The 18860-nt window shown below is 61.0% G+C and carries 17 protein-coding genes; 16 read left to right on the forward strand and 1 reads right to left on the reverse strand.

Annotated features, from left to right (window positions below):
- Positions 1–106 precede the first annotated feature (106 nt).
- Positions 107–445, forward strand: coding sequence for a hypothetical protein (locus NLY33_RS00005; RefSeq protein WP_286439443.1), 339 nt, complete (start codon positions 107–109; stop codon positions 443–445).
- 320 nt (positions 446–765) lie between these two features.
- Entirely contained in the window at positions 766–1080 is a 315-nt protein-coding gene (locus tag NLY33_RS00010) for a hypothetical protein (RefSeq protein ID WP_286439444.1), read from the forward strand.
- Between the two features lie 164 nt (positions 1081–1244).
- On the opposite strand, the gene NLY33_RS00015 is transcribed toward NLY33_RS00010, so the two are convergent.
- Positions 1245–1412 (reverse strand): hypothetical protein, encoded by a 168-nt coding sequence (locus NLY33_RS00015; protein WP_286439445.1) that lies wholly within the window; start codon positions 1410–1412, stop codon positions 1245–1247.
- A 2-nt stretch (positions 1413–1414) separates the two neighbouring features.
- On the opposite strand from NLY33_RS00015, the gene NLY33_RS00020 reads away from it, so the two are divergent.
- The 14 genes from NLY33_RS00020 (at position 1415) to NLY33_RS00085 (ending at position 18726) form a co-directional block, all read left to right on the forward strand.
- Positions 1415–1621: a VCBS domain-containing protein gene (locus tag NLY33_RS00020; protein WP_286439446.1), complete on the forward strand. Its 207-nt coding sequence runs from the start codon at positions 1415–1417 to the stop codon at positions 1619–1621.
- Entirely contained in the window at positions 1567–2088 is a 522-nt protein-coding gene (locus NLY33_RS00025; RefSeq protein WP_286439447.1) for a VCBS domain-containing protein, read from the forward strand. Before NLY33_RS00020 ends, NLY33_RS00025 begins: the two co-directional genes overlap by 55 nt.
- Positions 2085–6701, forward strand: a complete 4617-nt coding sequence (locus NLY33_RS00030; protein WP_286439860.1) for a beta strand repeat-containing protein — start codon at positions 2085–2087, stop codon at positions 6699–6701. Before NLY33_RS00025 ends, NLY33_RS00030 begins: the two co-directional genes overlap by 4 nt.
- Positions 6702–6769: 68 nt before the next feature.
- A complete protein-coding gene (locus NLY33_RS00035) occupies positions 6770–7141 on the forward strand; it encodes a hypothetical protein (protein ID WP_023704351.1) in 372 nt (123 codons plus the stop codon).
- A 282-nt stretch (positions 7142–7423) separates the two neighbouring features.
- Positions 7424–7933: a transglycosylase SLT domain-containing protein gene (locus tag NLY33_RS00040; RefSeq protein ID WP_502882074.1), complete on the forward strand. Its 510-nt coding sequence runs from the start codon at positions 7424–7426 to the stop codon at positions 7931–7933.
- Positions 7934–8031: 98 nt separating this feature from the next.
- The gene (locus NLY33_RS00045; protein WP_023708369.1) at positions 8032–9231 is read left to right on the forward strand and encodes an ABC transporter substrate-binding protein; all 1200 of its coding nucleotides are present in this window, start codon (positions 8032–8034) and stop codon (positions 9229–9231) included.
- A 13-nt stretch (positions 9232–9244) separates the two neighbouring features.
- Positions 9245–9958 carry a thermonuclease family protein gene (locus tag NLY33_RS00050; RefSeq protein ID WP_245261124.1) on the forward strand — a complete coding sequence of 238 codons (714 nt, stop codon included), beginning with the start codon at positions 9245–9247 and terminating at the stop codon, positions 9956–9958.
- A 164-nt stretch (positions 9959–10122) separates the two neighbouring features.
- Positions 10123–10875: a GGDEF domain-containing protein gene (locus NLY33_RS00055; protein ID WP_023704353.1), complete on the forward strand. Its 753-nt coding sequence runs from the start codon at positions 10123–10125 to the stop codon at positions 10873–10875.
- 950 nt (positions 10876–11825) lie between these two features.
- Positions 11826–12905, forward strand: coding sequence for a substrate-binding domain-containing protein (locus NLY33_RS00060; RefSeq protein ID WP_023686867.1), 1080 nt, complete (start codon positions 11826–11828; stop codon positions 12903–12905).
- Positions 12906–13268: 363 nt separating this feature from the next.
- Positions 13269–14261, forward strand: coding sequence for a substrate-binding domain-containing protein (locus NLY33_RS00065; protein WP_023708370.1), 993 nt, complete (start codon positions 13269–13271; stop codon positions 14259–14261).
- Between the two features lie 80 nt (positions 14262–14341).
- On the forward strand, positions 14342–15856 hold the full coding sequence (locus tag NLY33_RS00070; RefSeq protein ID WP_023704356.1) for a sugar ABC transporter ATP-binding protein: 1515 nt from the start codon (positions 14342–14344) through the stop codon (positions 15854–15856).
- Complete coding sequence (locus NLY33_RS00075) at positions 15849–16856, forward strand: ABC transporter permease (protein ID WP_023708371.1); 1008 nt, start codon at positions 15849–15851, stop codon at positions 16854–16856. Before NLY33_RS00070 ends, NLY33_RS00075 begins: the two co-directional genes overlap by 8 nt.
- Positions 16853–17878, forward strand: a complete 1026-nt coding sequence (locus NLY33_RS00080; protein ID WP_023667740.1) for an ABC transporter permease — start codon at positions 16853–16855, stop codon at positions 17876–17878. Before NLY33_RS00075 ends, NLY33_RS00080 begins: the two co-directional genes overlap by 4 nt.
- A complete protein-coding gene (locus NLY33_RS00085) occupies positions 17875–18726 on the forward strand; it encodes a sugar phosphate isomerase/epimerase family protein (RefSeq protein WP_023704358.1) in 852 nt (283 codons plus the stop codon). The genes NLY33_RS00080 and NLY33_RS00085 overlap by 4 nt, the downstream gene beginning before the upstream one ends.
- Positions 18727–18860: the final 134 nt, after the last annotated feature.

The following is an 18860-nucleotide window of genomic DNA, read 5'->3' on the forward strand; positions in this document are numbered from 1 at the left end:
TCGGCACCGACATTGCCGGCCTGCACGGCACTTTGCATCTCAACGCCGACGGCTCCTACACCTACCAGTCGACGGCCAACAACATCGCCGCCGCGACACCACGGACGTGTTCGTCTACACGCTCAAGGACGGTGACGGCGACCTGTCGACGACGACGTTGACCATCAACCTGGCCGATGCCGGGCTTGTTGCACCGGCCGACAACGACGTGACGGTCAACGAAGCCGCACTCGACACCACCACGAGCGGCGCCGACCTTGCGCACGGCTCGGTGACCGGCTCGCTGCCGGCCCTGGCCACCGAGACCGATGCCTCCAACCAGCTCAACGCCACTGGCGGCTTCGCACCGCTGACCTATCAGCTGCTGAGCGGCGGCAATGCCGCCACGCAGGCACCTACGGCACCATCCAGGTCAATACCGACGGCACCTATGTCTACACGCTGACCTCACCGTGCATGGACCGGCGACCGCCGTACCGACACCGTCAACGCCGCAGAGAGCTTCACCTACAAGGTCACCGACGCCAACGGCAACACCACCACCGGCACCATCAACGTCGCCATCGTCGACGACGTGCCGACGGCCACCGCCGACAGCGGCAATGTCAATGAAGGCGCCCTGCTGACGGTCGCCGCGACCGGCGTGCTGGCAACGACGTGGCCGCGCCGACGGCGCCACCATCGATGGCGTGCGCGCCGCCGGCGGCAACACCACGACGGCCGTATCGGGCGGTGTCGCACCGACATTGCCGGCCTGCACGCACTTTGCATCTCAACGCCGACGGCTCCTACACCTACCAGTCGACGGCCAACAACATCGCCGCCGACACCACGGACGTTCGTCTACACGCTCAAGGACGTGACGGCGACCTGTCGACGACGACGTTGACCATCAACCTGGCCGATGCCGGGCTTGTTGCACCGGCCGACAACGACGTGAACGGTCAACGAAGCCGCACTCGACACCACACGAGCGGCGCCGACCTTGCGCACGGCTCGGTGACCGGCTCGCTGCCGGCCCTGGCCACCGAGACCGATGCCTCCAACCAGCTCAACGCCACTGGCGCTTCGCACCGCTGACTATCAGCTGCTGAGCGGCGGCAATGCCGCCACCGCAGGCACCTACGGCACCATCCAGGTCAATACCGACGGCACCTATGTCTACACGCTGACCTCACCGGTGCATGGACCGGCGACGCCGGTACCGGACACCGTCAACGCCGCAGAGAGCTTCACCTACAAGGTCACGACGCCAACGGCAACACCACCACCGGCACCATCAACGTCGCCATCGTCGACGACGTGCCGACGGCCACCGCCGACAGCGCAATGTCAATGAAGGCGCCCTGCTGACGGTCGCCGCGACCGGCGTGCTGGGCAACGACGTGGCCGGCGCCGACCGGCGCCACCATCGATGGCGTGCGCGCCGCCGGCGCAACACCACGACGGCCGTATCGGGCGTGTCGGCACCGACATTGCCGGCCTGCACGGCACTTTGCATCTCAACGCCGACGGCTCCTACACCTACCAGTCGACGGCCAACAACATCGCCGCCACACCACGGACGTGTTCGTCTACACGCTCAAGGACGGTGACGGCGACCTGTCGACGACGACGCTGACCATCAACCTGGCCGATGCCGGGCTTGTTGCACCGGCCGACAACGACGTGACGGTCAACGAAGCCGCACTCGACACCACCACGAGCGGCGCCGACCTTGCGCACGGCTCGGTGACCGGCTCGCTGCCGGCCCTGGCCACCGAGACCGATGCCTCCAACCAGCTCAACGCCACTGGCGGCTTCGCACCGCTGACCTATCAGCTGCTGAGCGGCGGCAATGCCGCCACCGCAGGCACCTACGGCACCATCCAGGTCAATACCGACGGCACCTATGTCTACACGCTGACCTCACCGGTGCATGGACCGGCGACCGCCGGTACCGACACCGTCAACGCCGCAGAGAGCTTCACCTACAAGGTCACCGACGCCAACGGCAACACCACCACCGGCACCATCAACGTCGCCATCGTCGACGACGTGCGACGGCCACCGCCGACAGCGGCAATGTCAATGAAGGCGCCCTGCTGACGGTCGCCGCGACCGGCGTGCTGGGCAACGACGTGGCCGGCGCCGACGGCGCCACCATCGATGGCGTGCGCGCCGCCGGCGGCAACACCACGACGGCCGTATCGGGCGGTGTCGGCACCGACATTGCCGGCCTGCACGGCACTTTGCATCTCAACGCCGACGGCTCCTACACCTACCAGTCGACGGCCAACAACATCGCCGCCGACACCACGGACGTGTTCGTCTACACGCTCAAGGACGGTGACGGCGACCTGTCGACGACGACGTTGACCATCAACCTGGCCGATGCCGGGCTTGTTGCACCGGCCGACAACGACGTGACGGTCAACGAAGCCGCACTCGACACCACCACGAGCGGCGCCGACCTTGCGCACGGCTCGGTGACCGGCTCGCTGCCGGCCCTGGCCACCGAGACCGATGCCTCCAACCAGCTCAACGCCACTGGCGGCTTCGCACCGCTGACCTATCAGCTGCTGAGCGGCGGCAATGCCGCCACCGCAGGCACCTACGGCACCATCCAGGTCAATACCGACGGCACCTATGTCTACACGCTGACCTCACCGGTGCATGGACCGGCGACCGCCGGTACCGACACCGTCAACGCCGCAGAGAGCTTCACCTACAAGGTCACCGACGCCAACGGCAACACCACCACCGGCACCATCAACGTCGCCATCGTCGACGACGTGCCGACGGCCACCGCCGACAGCGGCAATGTCAATGAAGGCGCCCTGCTGACGGTCGCCGCGACCGGCGTGCTGGGCAACGACGTGGCCGGCGCCGACGGCGCCACCATCGATGGCGTGCGCGCCGCCGGCGGCAACACCACGACGGCCGTATCGGGCGGTGTCGGCACCGACATTGCCGGCCTGCACGGCACTTTGCATCTCAACGCCGACGGCTCCTACACCTACCAGTCGACGGCCAACAACATCGCCGCCGACACCACGGACGTGTTCGTCTACACGCTCAAGGACGGTGACGGCGACCTGTCGACGACGACGTTGACCATCAACCTGGCCGATGCCGGGCTTGTTGCACCGGCCGACAACGACGTGACGGTCAACGAAGCCGCACTCGACACCACCACGAGCGGCGCCGACCTTGCGCACGGCTCGGTGACCGGCTCGCTGCCGGCCCTGGCCACCGAGACCGATGCCTCCAACCAGCTCAACGCCACTGGCGGCTTCGCACCGCTGACCTATCAGCTGCTGAGCGGCGGCAATGCCGCCACCGCAGGCACCTACGGCACCATCCAGGTCAATACCGACGGCACCTATGTCTACACGCTGACCTCACCGGTGCATGGACCGGCGACCGCCGGTACCGACACCGTCAACGCCGCAGAGAGCTTCACCTACAAGGTCACCGACGCCAACGGCAACACCACCACCGGCACCATCAACGTCGCCATCGTCGACGACGTGCCGACGGCCACCGCCGACAGCGGCAATGTCAATGAAGGCGCCCTGCTGACGGTCGCCGCGACCGGCGTGCTGGGCAACGACGTGGCCGGCGCCGACGGCGCCACCATCGATGGCGTGCGCGCCGCCGGCGGCAACACCACGACGGCCGTATCGGGCGGTGTCGGCACCGACATTGCCGGCCTGCACGGCACTTTGCATCTCAACGCCGACGGCTCCTACACCTACCAGTCGACGGCCAACAACATCGCCGCCAACACCACGGACGTGTTCGTCTACACGCTCAAGGACGGTGACGGCGACCTGTCGACGACGACGCTGACCATCAACCTGGCCGATGCCGGGCTTGTTGCACCGGCCGACAACGACGTGACGGTCAACGAAGCCGCACTCGACACCACCACGAGCGGCGCCGACCTTGCGCACGGCTCGGTGACCGGCTCGCTGCCGGCCCTGGCCACCGAGACCGATGCCTCCAACCAGCTCAACGCCACTGGCGGCTTCGCACCGCTGACCTATCAGCTGCTGAGCGGCGGCAATGCCGCCACCGCAGGCACCTACGGCACCATCCAGGTCAATACCGACGGCACCTATGTCTACACGCTGACCTCACCGGTGCATGGACCGGCGACCGCCGGTACCGACACCGTCAACGCCGCAGAGAGCTTCACCTACAAGGTCACCGACGCCAACGGCAACACCACCACCGGCACCATCAACGTCGCCATCGTCGACGACGTGCCGACGGCCACGAACGACACCTGGGCTCCGACCATCACAGGTGCAACGGTTCTCACTGGTCTCTTGGACAACGACAAATTCGGCGCCGATGGCGTCGACACCGACAACAATCCGGTCAGCGGCCAGGTGACCGCCACCAACGGTGCTCACGGCACCGTCACCTACAACAACGATGGAACGTTCACCTACACGCCGACGGGCATCTATATCGGCTCGGACTCTTTCACATACACGATCAAGGACGGTGACGGCGACACTTCGACGGCCACGGTGACCCTGAATGTGCAGACCAACACCGTTCCATCGGGTGGCGGGACAGCGTCGTTGACATTGAACGAAGCCGCGCTCGACACTACGCTCGATGCCTCGGCGCCCGCGGATCTCCAAGCTGGGGCCGTGACCGGCACCAATCCGAGCAGTCGCGGCGAGACGGCGCAAGCAATCAGCGGCATCACCTTCACCACGACCGGCGAAGCCATTAATGTTGCATTCGCCAACCCGACCGGCGATCCAAACTGGGTGGCGCCGACTGTTTCTGGCCTAGCCTCTGGATACACAATCAGCTGGGCGCTCGTCGGCAACCAACTCGTCGGCAGTCTGATACAAACGGCCGGCAGCGTGAACCTCGGCGCATTCGTCTATCTGGCGCTGTCAAACACAAGCGCCGGCGCCAACAGTTCGTTGACACCCGTCGTTACCGCGACACTGACCGACCAGCTCCAGCATCTTGCCGGCTCGGGCAACGTCACCATCAACGGGCTTCAGGTGGTGGCAACCGACACCAGCGGTGATCATGTTTCCGGATCGGTCAATCTGACGGTCCTGGACGACGTTCCGCTGCCATTCAAGCCGGATGGCATCTTCGTGGAAAACACCACGCATACGGTGCTGACGGAGAGCATCAATTTTGCCGCGAGCGCCGGTGCTGACGGCGTTGGCAATGTCGTGTTCAACGTGACCGAAGGCGCGGCCGTCACATCAGGCAGCACAAACATATTCCTGAATGGCGAGCAGGTCTTCTTCCACGTCGTCGATACGCATACTGTGGAGGGACGGACCTCGGCCGCGAACGGCAGCGACCTCGCTTTCACGGCGACCCTGAACCCGGCGACAGATACTTGGACATACACCCAGGCCGCGACGATGTTTGCCGGCAACCAGTTCAATACGGCGAACTTCTCGCCAAGCGGTGGCAACAACCAAGCGATTGTCCTGGACTCCATCGGCTCAACCAGCGACCTGCTCGCAACCGCCAACAGCCCCAATTCCGTGAACACCAGCACGGGCAGTTGGGGCGTCGATGGCGGAAACAGCATCAGCCCTGGTGAGAAGATCCGCTTCGATTTCGTCAGCAATGCAACCACCGACGGCACCATCGCCGGAACCCCCGCGGGCATCGGGGCGGGAACCCACTATACGGATCACTACGAGGTGGCTAGCTATACACAGGGGATTGGCAATGTCTCGGGACCTGGCCTGGTTTCTATAACGATCCGCCCGGTCAACGCCGACTATGATAACACCTACATAGGTGATGTTACCGGCGAAAGCACGGCCCTCGGCGCCTTGGTCACTGTCGTCAACGGCTCCGGCGGAGCTACTCCGACCGCAACGAACAATGGGGACGGAACGTGGACGATCACCGGTCTTGCGCAAGGCGACACCTTTACCGTGGTTGCAAATTCAGACCCGTTCAGCGCAATCGAAATTTCGGCCAATGTTGGCTCGAATGACTTCAAACTGGGCCCGGTCACCTACACGACCGCCAACGCCGTCACACCGTTCGACATCTCGATCCCGGTCACGGCAACCGACGGTGACGGCGACCCAATTGCCGGGTCAGTGACGGCACACCTTTCGCCCGACCTCAGCACCTGGCAAGGAACTTCGGGCGTGGACACTCACACCACGACCGCGACAGAAACCACGCTGCTCGGCGAGGACGGCAACGACACCCTCAATGGACTCAATCTCCAGGCTGATATCCTCTCCGGCGGACGCGGCGATGATACCTTGTCGGGCAACTCCGGTAACGACACGCTTTACGGCGGCTCGGGAGCGGACATACTGTTCGGCGGCGACGGCAACGACCTGCTGATCGGCGGTTCCGGTCAGGACACGCTCACCGGTGGTATAGGCGTCGATACGTTCAAGCTCGAGCACCTCGACATCAAAGATCTTATCGCTGACTACAGCGGTGTCGGCGGCCATGGCGACATCATCGACCTTACCTCACTGTTCGATACAGCCGCCGGAGGGGCCAATGTCGGCGACTTCGTGAACTACAATGCGGGAACGAACACTGTCAGCGTCGACGCCGACGGTTTGGCCAACGGCGCCAATTTCGTGGACGTGGCCACCTTGACGAACGCACCCGTCGCCAACACGATCACCCTGCTCTACGATGACGGAGTGACGCAGCATACGACAACGGCAAACGTGGTCTAGGAGCATGGTGCGGGGCCACGCGACTATGCTATGTATTAGAGATTAGGAATACAGAGGGGGATCTCATCATGAAACGTTCCGTAAGACTGTTGGTTTCCGCTGCGACGCTGTTTCTGGCAGTCGGATCGACGGGCTATGCCGCCGACATCATCGACGGGCCGGTGGCCGACTATTGCCGGACCGTCGGCACATCGAACCTGGTGTTGAACGACAACATCGTCGATCTCAAGGTCCAGGTGGTCAAGCTGATGGACGAGTCGGTGGCCGTCGCCAACAGCTCGGAATGGATCAATTCGTCCCGCCCCGCCTTCGTCTGGGCGTCGGAAGCCAAGGTCGCCTGCGGCATGGCCTATGGCTACCTCAAGACGAACTACAAGGACGAGGACACGCTCAACAAGTGCGAGTGCTTCCACGACCGCATGGTCGAGTACATGAACTGACCGAAAGGGATCCGGCAGTGCCGGTTGGCTGACCCGATGGTCGGCGGACGATTGACGAGGGCGATCGCCGGAGCGATCGCATTGACCGGTTTTGGCCAGCTTGCCACTCAAGCCTGCGCCAACTGGCTGGAACGACCTAGCCTGGAGAGACCAGCACCGTTCGGCTTGAGGCGGCCGGTTCGCTGCGACACCGCCTCCGAATGGACGCGCGCGACATTCAAGGCGTTTGCGACATGCCAGGCATCGCTCTACGGCCTGGAGCCGGTGCTGGCGCACGCGGTGATGGAGATCGAAAGCGGATTCGATCCCGATGTGCACGGCGCCGATGGTGAGGTCGGGTTGATGCAGGTAATGCCCGCGACGGCCCGAATGCTGGGCTTTCGTGGCTCGCTCGACGAGCTTGGCGCGCCGGCGACCAACATCGCGCTCGGCGTCAGATATCTGGCGCAGGCAAACAGCCTTGCCGCAGGCGATCTCTGCACCACCGTCATGAAGTATCGTGCCGGGCACGGTGAAACCCGGTTCTCCGAACTTTCGGTCCGCTACTGCCGGCGTGCGCGTGCAATCCTGGCGAGAGAAGGTTTTGCGGTGGCCGGGCCATTGCCGGTGGCGACGTTCGGATTCTCCGCATTCCCGACAGCAGGAGACGATGGTGCCCCTGCCCCGGCGAGGCGGATTTGTGTGCGCCGCCTGTTCGTGCCGGGCCCACGATACATGAAATGCGCGGACTATCGAAGCGCCGGGCAAGCCAGAATGATCAAGGCGCTCCGGGCAAGACTTTTCGACGGCTGAGCCATAATCCAGCAATTGCAAAGACGGCGAGGCAAGTCTGCCGTAAGATGAACGGATGAGACCGGGACAAATACCCGGCGGGATATGAGGGAGGCATCATGGATTCTGGCCGGCAGCGACACGGTTCGTGGACGTGGGCGATCGTCTTTGCGTTAGCGGGCATAGTGTCGGGCTGCCAGTCGAAAGGCAGCGTCTCGGACGCGCTCGACCAGGCGGCGATCGCCGCACCCGGAGCGCCGGCCGCCGGCACCGCTGCCAGCCCGGCCCAAGCCACGCGATCGCTCGGCACCGGGTCGACGAAGGTCACGATGCTGCTGCCTTTGTCGGCCCCGGGAGTCGCCGGCGAAAACGGCCGGAAGATGCTCGATGCGACCAAGCTGGCAATGGCCGACCTTGGCAGCGCACTGCTCACGGTTACGGTCGAGGACACCAAGGGCGACAGCGCGCACGCCAGCGAATTGGCTGTGAAGGCGATCACCACTGGAACCAAGATCGTCATCGGCCCGGTCGAACTCGCGGCCGCGCAGCACATAGCCAAGCTGTCGGGATCGAAGCGGCCGCCGGTGCTGGCGTTGGCCGACAATTTCGCCGGCGGCCCAGGCGTCTATGCGGTGCGCCTCAACGAGGCCGACAGCGCGGCCGCGGGCGCAGCCGGCCTGGCGGCCAAAGGCAGCAAGAAGTTCGTGTTGCTCGTTGCGGCGGGCCCGAATGCCAGCGTGGTGGAAAAGCGGGTCGCCAACAGTCTCAGCATCTATGGCGCGACGCTCGCCGTCACCATTCCGTATCCGGCCGGCGACGGCGGCACCAAAGTGGTCGATGATGTGGGCTCGCTGGTCGAGGCTCCCGACGCCATCATCATCGCCAGCGGCGACGACAATCCGGCGCAGATCCTTGCGGCGCTCAAAACGAAAGGCATTCCTGGAAAAGCAATTGCCGTCGTTGGAACCAACCGCTGGCTGGAACATCCGATGGAGCCGCTGTTTGAGAGCTCCTACATCGCCACGCTCGACCCAACCGAAACCGGCCCGATCGCCGACCGCTTCAAGACGACCTACAATTATCCAGCCGACGCCAATGTCGCCTACGCCTATGATATGGTCGCCCTGACAGCAGGAATTGCAAGTTCGGCCGGGCCTGACGGCTTCAGCAAGCAGGTGCTCGAAAATCGGAGCGGATTTCGCGGATCGACCGGCCTGTTCCGGTTTCGGGCGGATGGCTCCAGTGAGCGATCCATGCCCTTCTACCAGGTTCGAAAAGGCGCACTCAAGCTGGTCGCCAAATCGACATCGGGGTATTGAGGGGCAAGGAACCTTGCTTGAGTTGATGGGCTGGCTGAGGCACAATCGCTTGATAGCGCTCGGAAGCCTGCTCCTCCTGGCCGGGGTCTTGTTGATCATGCGGGCCGCCGATCTGCTTCCCATCGATCGGCCGATACCAGCGTCGCGTCAATCCATCGACGATAGCCAGCCACTGCGACCAATTGCGACCGTCGCCAATACGCCATGGCGAGGACGGGCACGCAAGATTGCTCAGGACCTTATCGCGCCGCCACAGCTTGATTCGGCGCAAATCGAACGGGTCGAGCCGCGCCTGCCGCTCAGCGACCTTGGTCTGGCTTCGCCTGCAGGGATGCGGATGCCAAAGGATTGGAAAGAGGTCCTGCTGTACCAACCGGTTGCCACCTCGTCGGCAACCTTCGAATCGATGGGGCGCAAGGTAGCCATCAGCGGGATCCAAGGCATTGACCTGGATGAGACCTGTTCCTTTCGTGGCATCGCCTGGCCTTGCGGCCAGCGTGCGCGCGCGACGTTCAATTCCTGGCTGCGCGGCCGGGCGCTGAAATGCGTCGTGCCGCCGGAAGTCGATCGTTTTGCCATTGCGGCACCGTGCAGCTTGGGCAAGCAGGATGTCGGCGCGTGGCTTGTTTCCAATGGCTGGGCGACGGCCCTGGCGAGTGGCATCTATGGCAAGGCGGAGGCAGTGGCCAGAGACGCGCAGATGGGGATATTCGGCCCGCCGCAATAGCCGATAATTCGGTGTCGTTGCTTTTGCCGCGTAGCCTTGCTTTTGAAGGGCTGATTTCGGGCCGATGGTAGGTGATTGCGCCATTACTAAAATTGTATGTTTCCTCGAAACTGAAAGTGCAGCACCTTGGCCTTATGACAGCCGATCAGGCGGGAGATTGGCTAATGATGACACCAATGGCGAATAGCTCGCCCCGGCAATGGAAAGATATCGCATGGCTGACTGCCCTGGGATCGGCGGGAATTCTGCTCCTCTCGGTTGGCCTAAATTATCTGCTTCTGTTCTCGGAAGCCTTGACGCCCTTCGGCCGCAGCATGGTCACAGCGATCCTGTTGCCGGTCATCGTCGGTGGCCCGCTTTTCCTGTTCATTGGACTGCAGCGGACCGAGCTCGTCCGTTATCGAAGAGAACTCAACAAGTCGGCGACCTTTGACAGCCTGACAGGCTGCCTCAACCGGACAGTCTTCACGTCGATGGTCGAAAGGAGAGCAACCAGGCCGGAATCGTCTGGTCCAAGATCTGGCGCCTTCCTGGTCATTCATCCCGAACACATCAGGTCCATCAATCTGCGCTTCGGCCTTGGCTGGGGTGACGAAGCCTTGCGGCTCATAGCCTCGACCATCCAGTCATCGGTACGCAAGGAAGATCTGGTGGGCCGGATCGGAACCTCCATGTTCGGGGTCTTTCTGCCCGGTGCGACAGAAGACGACGCCAGGGAGATCGGCGAGCGTATCCGGGCGCGCGTGGCCCAAGCCTATTTCGCGCCAAAAGGAACCGCGGACACGCTGACCATCAGCGTCGGCGGCGTGGTGTTTGAAAACGAGTTGGAATTCGAGGACATGTTCCGATCGGCGGAATCGCTGTTATCCGGCGTCGAACGCCAGCCTGGATTTCAATTGTCGCACCTCCACAACTAGAGCGTTCACCGTTTCACGGAAGCGGCGAACCGCTATGTCTTTGTTTTTACGCAAATTCCGGACGGAAAACCGCACGCACTTTTCCTGGAGTTGCTCTTGGCAGTCAGAACATTGATCAGCACCTGACGGGTATTTGGAATGAGAAAATACAACGCTACGGCGGCCTTGCTCCCCGCAAGCGTAAGGCTGATCCGCAAAATCCGGGACTTTGCGGGCTTCAGCCGCGATCTAACCACCGCTGCAGCAGAGACAGTTGGTCCCGCGTTCACGGTAGCATTGTCTTGTAGAATCTAGTCGGCTCGGACGGCCGTATCAAGGCTTTCGCTGGAACATGCTAAAGTGCCGTTCACGCGCATACATCACTCGAAAAGCGAGTTCCGTATATATTCCAAAACGTTGCTCTTCAAAAAGTACCGCAGGCCGAGAAAGCTGTTGACGGTACTTTTCTCGAACGTTGCAGTCGAAGACTCCAGTTGCTGATCTGGGTCGATTTTGAATGAGATGAACCGCAAATCGTTGTTTTCCGCGCAACCTACGCTTGGGCACTCCAGACTGGCTAACCCCTACTCCCACTCGTCCAAACAGCATATTGAAATCGGAGGGACTCGATCGTGACGCGTGCGCCCGACCATCGCCAACGGTGGGCTCCAAACTGATCGAAACTTCTCGTCGACCTTTGCAAGGTGATTGATCATCGGGGAGACCAAAGCCGAAACACTGGGGTTGGTGTCTCCAGTGACGCTGAACGAAGCTTCAGGGAAAATCCCAAATCTGCCGATTTCCCTGGCGCTGTCATTGCAACGATCGAGACAATCAGGGAGACCGGACCGGAGGCACGAGACGCCGCGTCCTTCCGTGGGGTCGCTCCTCCAAACCGTTTGACGCAATTTAGAGATGTTGCCTTGACCCCGCACTAGCGTCTACTGCATCTCCCAGCGGGAGCGTCACCAATGGCGAGAAAGTCTGTCCGACGCAAGTCAACGATTTATGATATCGCGGTGGCGGCAAAGTCGTCCCCGACAGCGGTTAGTCTCGTCCTCAATGGCTCGTGGCAACAGCACCGGATCAAGGCGGAAACCGCAGCGACCATCCTCGATTGGGCTGAGCGGCTTGGCTATGCTGTCAACCTCAAGGCACGAGGATTGCGGCTTTCCCGATCCGGACTCGCTGGAATGATCTTGCCACATTACCGCAATCGCTTCTTCGCCGGATTGGCCGAAGCCTTTGAAGCGGAATCCCGCGTCCACCGCTTGTGCCCGATCGTCGTCAGCACCCATCGCAATCCTGATAACGAGTTGAGTGTGACGGAAACCCTGCTGGCTCAGCAGGTGGAATTTCTCTTCCTTGCGGGCGTTCGTGACCCCGATCCGCTGAATGATCTGTGCCGGGCAGCGGGCGTCCGGTGCATCAACATCGATCTGCCAGGCCGCCGGGCTCCCTCAGTTGTTTCTGACAACTACGGGGGCGCCAAGGCGCTCACAGAGATCATTGTTAAGAAATTGAAAGAACGAGGGGGCTCCACCGAAGATCTCTTCTTCTTTGGCGGGGTCAGCGATGATGACGCAACACGTAGCCGTTTGCTGGGTTTTCACGATGCGCTGGCAGCGCATGGGATTGTTACGGGCCCGGGCACGATTGACTGCTGCGGATACGCACCGACCAACGCTGCTCGGTCTCTCGCTGCACGATACGCTCAGCTTGGGCATCTGCCCTCAGGTATGTTCGTCAACGGCGTGACCGCTCTTGAAGGAACATTGCGGTTCACTTCGACACTAGCCTCAAGTGAGCTTGGACGGGTTGTTGTCGGAAGCTTCGACTGGGATCCATTCGCGGCGCATTTGCCCTTCGATGTGACCATGGTCCGACAGAATGTCGAGGTGATGATTGCTGAAGGATTTTCGCTTCTCGAGAATTATTCGATAGACCACTTTCCGCTGGTGACCGTACCGACCAGCTTTGGGCGAACCGGAGAGCATGACGGCGCCCAAGAAGATTGGGATTCGGCATCCAAATCGAGCATCGACCACTAGCAATTCTTTGTCACGAGACATCGTTGCAGAAGTTCAACTCCGTTCATCAGCACCTCGGATCTGGGTAGCACCGCCTCCACCCAAGGCTCGCGGGCGATCGCATGTCGTTCTACGGGTGCAGCCTGAGTGCGAAGGGCGGATCGTTTACATCAATCGAGAAATGTTTTTAGACGCTGGTGGCGTGACCGCCTTGCTAAATCTATTTAGCACCTTGACCGGCCGGCATTCAAAGTCTTTTATGGCGCGTTCTGGGAGGAATGCGGCGCCGAGTGCGTCAATGCCGTCGGGCACAAAGGGGTGGGCCAAACAAAGCCGACATGGGCAATAGGCAACTGAAAAACTCGTCAATCAGGGAGGAATTAAATGTTAGCAAAAACTATACTCGCGGCAGCGTTCGGCGCAGCCCTTTCGGTCGCCACAATGAATGCTGCGCTGGCAAAGGACGTCAAGGTTGGAGTCGTCGTGAAGATCGGCGGCATTCCCTGGTTCAATGCCATGGAAACGGGAATAAAGGAAAAGTCGAAAGAGCTTGGCGACGACGGCTTCATGGTCGGGCCGACCAGCGCCGACCCGGCACTTCAGGTCCGCGCGATCGAAGACCTGATAGCTCAGGGCGTCAGCGTAATTGGCGTCGTGCCGAATGATGCAAACGTTCTCGAGCCGGTTCTAAAAAAGGCGCGCGACACGGGCATCAAGGTCATAACCCATGAATCGCCAGACCAGGTGAACGCTGATTGGGACTTCGAAATGGTCTCGGCCGTTGGTTTCGGTGAGGCCCATGCCAAGCTATTTGCCGAGAAAATGGGCGGCAAAGGCAAGTACGTTGTGTACGTAGGTTCTCTTACTGTGCCCGCACACAATGCCTGGGCCGATGCTGCAATCGCCTACCTGAAGAAGAACTTTCCCGACATGCAGATGGTTGGCGACAGATATGGCGTCGCCGAGAGCGCCGATGACAGCCGAAAGACGGCTCTGGATGTGCTTGCCGCCAATCCTGACCTCGGCGGCTTCCTGACGTTCGGCAGTCAGGGACCGATCGGCGCCGGACGCGCGATCGAGGAGCAGAAGCTTGGTGACAAGGTGGTTCTTGTCGGTTCATTCTCGCCTAGCCAAGGCAGCGCAATGCTCAAATCCGGCATTATTGACGGCGGCTATATGTGGAATCCTCTGGAAGCGGGCAAAGTATTCGTAACGATGGCTGATTTTCTGGCGGGCGGCGGTGAAATTACCGACGGCATGACGATCGAAGGTCTGGGTGTCGTTCACCCTGACTTCAAAACCAGCACCATCATCGTGGACGCTGTGCAGCCTATCACGGTCGAAACGGTCGATGGTCTTGCAGCCCTAGGGCTTTAGATGGCGGACCATGGCTGGCGTGCCGGGGTGGCAAATCAATCCCGGCACGCCCCATCCTTGTCATTTCAGAAGGGCCCGCCGTGAACCTCGTCGCGTCTACGACGCAGGACCTCCCATCGGTTCTGTCGTTTAGCAACATAAGCGTCACATTTGGTGGCGTTAGAGCCCTCCAGGATGTCGCCTTCGAGGTTCTCCCGGGTGAAGTGCAATGCATCGCCGGTGAGAACGGCAGCGGCAAGAGCACCCTGATCAAGGTAATCACCGGCGTTTGTCAGCCGCTAGCCGGCGCAAACATGTCGATCGCCGGAAAGTCTGTCGACATCATGTCGCCGGCTGCGGCGCGCAGCGCCGGGGTGGAAGTCATCTGGCAGGACCTCGCACTGTTTCCTGAAATGACAGTCGCGGAAAATATCGGGATCAGAACTGTCCTCGGCAACATGCCTCGGCTCGTCGATCATTCGCGCATTCGCGAGGTGGCGCGAGGGCTGTTGGCGCGGCTTGGCGCCGACCTCGATGTCGACGCGCCTCTGCGTAGCTTTGCAATCGCCCAACGTCAGATCGTCGCCATCGCCCGGGCGCTCGCCGGCGATGCGAAGGTTATTTTCATGGACGAGCCCACATCGTCGCTTACTCAATCGGAAACAGACCGGTTGCTCGCGATCGTTCGAACACTCTCGAATGAAGGCATGGCCATCGTCTTCGTCAGCCATCGCCTTGCGGAAGTTCTGGAGATCTCAAGTCGCGTCACCGTTCTGCGCGACGGTAAGGTCGTTGGGGTGTTCCCGACCGCCGGAATGACCCAATCACGCCTCACCGAACTGATGACCGGCAAGACGTTCGACCAAACCGTGAGCACGAGAAACCTTAGTGGATCACCCGTCGTGTTGAAGATCGATCGATTGACCCGCGCAGGCGACTATGACGACGTTTCGCTGACAATACGGCGCGGTGAAACGCTTGGCCTGACCGGGCTACTCGGCGCCGGTCGCACAGAACTCGCGCTTTCTATTTTCGGCATGCTGCGCCCAGACCGCGGCAGCATCGCACTCAACGGGACGGTTCTTCATCTGAACTCCAACCGCGACGCAATCCGCGCGGGTATTGGATATCTCTCCGAAGACCGCTTGTCCCTTGGTCTCATACAAGCTCAGTCCATCGCCGACAACGCCGTTATCCCGGTGCTCGACAAGATCCTTGATCGAGGGCTGATCTCCTCGGAGAAGAAGGACGCGCTCGTCAATCATTGGATCGAGGAATTGGCGATAAAAGTCGGGCGGCAGACTGATGCGATTTCCACGCTCTCGGGCGGCAACCAGCAAAGGGTGGCCATCGCCAAATGGCTGGCGGTCGGCCTGAAACTGATCATTCTTGATTCGCCAACCGTGGGGGTGGACGTTGGCGCGCGGGCCGGCATCTTCGAGATTGTCGCCAAGCTCGCTGCCGAAGGCCTGGCGATTCTGCTGATATCCGATGAAGTGCCGGAGGTCTATTTCAACGCCGATCGTATCCTTCATATGGCTGCGGGCAAGATAGTCGCCGAATACGATCCGCACGCCATCCCGCTCGGCGACCTGGAAGCTGCCGTCTATGCGTAACCGCGGCAAGCTCTTCCGGGCTCATCCCACCGAGACATGGCTCGTTGTGGTTCTTCTCATCATGAGCGCAGGTCTCTCCGTTGCGAGCGACAAATTCTTCACCATTGCCAATCTCTTCAATCTGCTCAACACAAGCTCGACAAATCTGATCTTCGCGGTTGGGCTGCTGGTGGTGTTGATCGCTGGGGGCATCGACATCTCCTTCGCTGTGGCCGCGTCAGTGGTTCAATACGTTGTGGCGCTGGCTCTAGCCCAAATGGGAGGTGGTGATTGGTTCATCGGCCTCACCTTGGCGGCAATTGTCGGGCTCGCCCTGGGTGCGGTGAACGCCGGCCTCATCTACTATTTCCAGATCATTTCAATCGTTGTCACCATCGCCACCTTCAATATTTTTTTCGGCCTGCTGATGTTCTTCACGCACGGTGTATCGATCTACAATCTGCCTGCATGGTGGACGCATCGCACTGTGCTTTTCGAGGTCCAACAGGCGAATGGCAATTGGGCCGAGCTAACACTGCCGGTTGCGATCATGGCGGTCTGCGTCGCCGCCACCTGGGGGCTTATCCGGTATACCACCACGGGACGGCAGCTATACGCTTTTGGCGATAACCCGGAGGGCGCCCGTCGCCTCGGTATCAACATCGCGGCGATGCACTTCATTGCCTTCGGCTGGCTTGGTTTGATGGCCGGGATCGCGGGACTTGTGCAGGTGCACTATTCCCAGGAAGTCGTGCCCAACGCATTGGTGGGGCGCGAGCTGGACGTGCTGGCAGCTGTTGTCCTTGGCGGTGCCAGGCTGGGTGGCGGGCGCGGCACCGTGCTCGGTTGCATCCTTGGCGTGTTTCTTGTGTCGGTGACGCAAAACGGGCTGAACCTCCTCGGCATCTCTCCCTATGCTTTCAAGATGATCGTCGGGGCGATCATCTTGATTGCCATCACGCTGTCCAACGCGCCGCTCGGGCATATCCTCGCGGGCTTGCGGCAGAGGATGGGTACATGACGCAGCGCGTGCTCGAAACTGGAGCGCTACGGCACGGATTCTTGCGCCGTCTTGCCGGCACGTTGGGCGCCGAGAATATCGGACTTTTGCTGGCATTGATTTTGGTGATTGCATTCTTCGGATCTCTCTCGCCGCGATTCCTGTCCAAAGCTACCTTTGAATCGGTGGCCTTCCAGTTGCCTGAACTTGGACTGCTTACGCTCGCGATGTTGATGCCGATCATCTCGGGCGGCATCAATCTCGCCGTAACGTTCACGGCCAATCTCTGTGGCCTCACGCTCGCCTGGGTTCTTCAGGCCAACGGAGGACCGGACGCAAGCATCTATGCCTTTCTACTCGGTTCCGTTCTTGCGGTCGGCGTTGGCACGGCAAGCGGCTTGGTCATGGGCCCGGTGATAGCCTATACCGGCGCGCACCCCATCCTCGTTTCGCTCTCGGTGATGATTTTCCTGCGCGGCCTTGGCGAGTTTCTGACCCGCGGCGCCGATATTTCGGGCTTTCCCGAATTCATCCAGCCCCTGGGTCACGGCAGCATCGTCGGCATTCCTGTCCCGCTGCTGATACTGCTCGGCGCAGTCATCGTCTGGCATGTCTTGATGACCCGAACCAGGCTTGGCTTTTCAAACTATATGGTCGGCTCCAACATCGAGGCGACGCGCTATTCCGGCATCTCGACGCGACGCGTGATCATTCTGATCTACGCGCTGTCTGGCGCCATGTGTGCGTTGGCCGGCATTATCATGATGGCACGATTCAATTCCGTCCGTGTCGGCCATGGCGAGTCCTATGTGCTGATTACGGTGCTTGCCTGCTTCTTGGGCGGGGTGAATCCGTTTGGCGGCTTCGGCAAGGTCGTTTCGGTCTTCCTAGCCCTCATCGTTTTGCAGTTGCTTTCTTCGGGACTGAATCTCTTGGGCGCCAGCCAGCACCTGGCCACAGCCATTTGGGGCATCATGCTGATCGGCGTCATGATCTTGCGGTGGGCTGCCGGGCAGCTCAATTTCATGAGGATAACACGATGAAGGGTTTTGGCGTTCATACGAGCATGTGGACGAGTGGTTGGTCCGTAGAGGGCGCCGAGCACACTGTAGCGGCGGTAAAAAAATACGATCTCGATTTCATTGAAATTTCGCTGGCCGATCCATTTTCTTGCGATGCCGATCACACCCGCAAGCTGCTGGCGGCAAATGGCATGCAGGCGGTGTGCTCGCTAGGGTTGCCCGAATATGCGTGGGCATCGCGCCACCCACAGGAGGCGATTGACTTTCTCAAGGTGGCTATCGACAAGACGGCCGACATCGGAGCCCAGGCGCTATGCGGCGTAATCTATGGCGGCATCGGCGAGCGTACTGGCGTGCCACCTACGCAGGACGAACTTGATAACATTGCGAAAGTGATGACGTCCGCCGCCGCGCAAGCCAAGTCTCGCGGCATCGAACTCGGTGTTGAAGCCGTGAACCGCTACGAGAACCACATCATCAACACCGCGGCTCAGGCGGTGGCACTAATCGAGAGAGTCGGCGCCGACAATATGTTCGTGCACCTTGATACCTATCACATGAACATAGAGGAGAAAGGTATGGGCAACGGTATTATCGTCGCCCGCGATTACCTCAAATATATCCACCTCTCCGAGTCTGATCGCGGCACCCCAGGCGAGGGCAATTGCAATTGGGATGAGACGTTCGCAACGCTGGCCGCGATCGGCTTCAAGGGCGGGCTCGCGATGGAGAGCTTCATCAACATGGATCCGCGTCTGGCGTTTGGCCTCAGCGTGTGGCGTCCGGTGGCCGAGAGTGAAGCGGTTGTAATGGGCAACGGTCTGCCGTTCTTGCGCAACAAGGCACGGCAGTACGGGCTGATCGCATAAGTTACATCGCCATGCGAGATCGAAACTCGGCACATCATGAGCCGACTGCATCGACATTGCGGCGACTGCCTTCGAAGCAGGAGCCGCTCGAGAGGCAATATTGCGGCGTTTTAGATCCCGGCCTTCGGCTGTCC

The organism is Mesorhizobium sp. C432A, assembly GCF_030323145.1.
Lineage (GTDB): Bacteria > Pseudomonadota > Alphaproteobacteria > Rhizobiales > Rhizobiaceae > Mesorhizobium.

What these genes read in the sequence shown, in the direction of transcription:
- NLY33_RS00015 (WP_286439445.1), bottom strand. Translation starts at nt 1,412, where the DNA reads ATGGTGGCGCCGGTCGGCGCCGGCCACGTCGTTGCCCAGCACGCCGGT.
- NLY33_RS00020 (WP_286439446.1), top strand. Translation starts at nt 1,415, where the DNA reads ATGGCGTGCGCGCCGCCGGCGCAACACCACGACGGCCGTATCGGGCGT.
- NLY33_RS00035 (WP_023704351.1), top strand. Translation starts at nt 6,770, where the DNA reads ATGAAACGTTCCGTAAGACTGTTGGTTTCCGCTGCGACGCTGTTTCTG.
- NLY33_RS00040 (WP_502882074.1), top strand. Translation starts at nt 7,424, where the DNA reads ATGGAGATCGAAAGCGGATTCGATCCCGATGTGCACGGCGCCGATGGT.
- NLY33_RS00045 (WP_023708369.1), top strand. Translation starts at nt 8,032, where the DNA reads ATGGATTCTGGCCGGCAGCGACACGGTTCGTGGACGTGGGCGATCGTC.
- NLY33_RS00055 (WP_023704353.1), top strand. Translation starts at nt 10,123, where the DNA reads ATGATGACACCAATGGCGAATAGCTCGCCCCGGCAATGGAAAGATATC.
- NLY33_RS00060 (WP_023686867.1), top strand. Translation starts at nt 11,826, where the DNA reads ATGGCGAGAAAGTCTGTCCGACGCAAGTCAACGATTTATGATATCGCG.
- NLY33_RS00065 (WP_023708370.1), top strand. Translation starts at nt 13,269, where the DNA reads ATGTTAGCAAAAACTATACTCGCGGCAGCGTTCGGCGCAGCCCTTTCG.
- NLY33_RS00075 (WP_023708371.1), top strand. Translation starts at nt 15,849, where the DNA reads ATGCGTAACCGCGGCAAGCTCTTCCGGGCTCATCCCACCGAGACATGG.
- NLY33_RS00080 (WP_023667740.1), top strand. Translation starts at nt 16,853, where the DNA reads ATGACGCAGCGCGTGCTCGAAACTGGAGCGCTACGGCACGGATTCTTG.
- NLY33_RS00085 (WP_023704358.1), top strand. Translation starts at nt 17,875, where the DNA reads ATGAAGGGTTTTGGCGTTCATACGAGCATGTGGACGAGTGGTTGGTCC.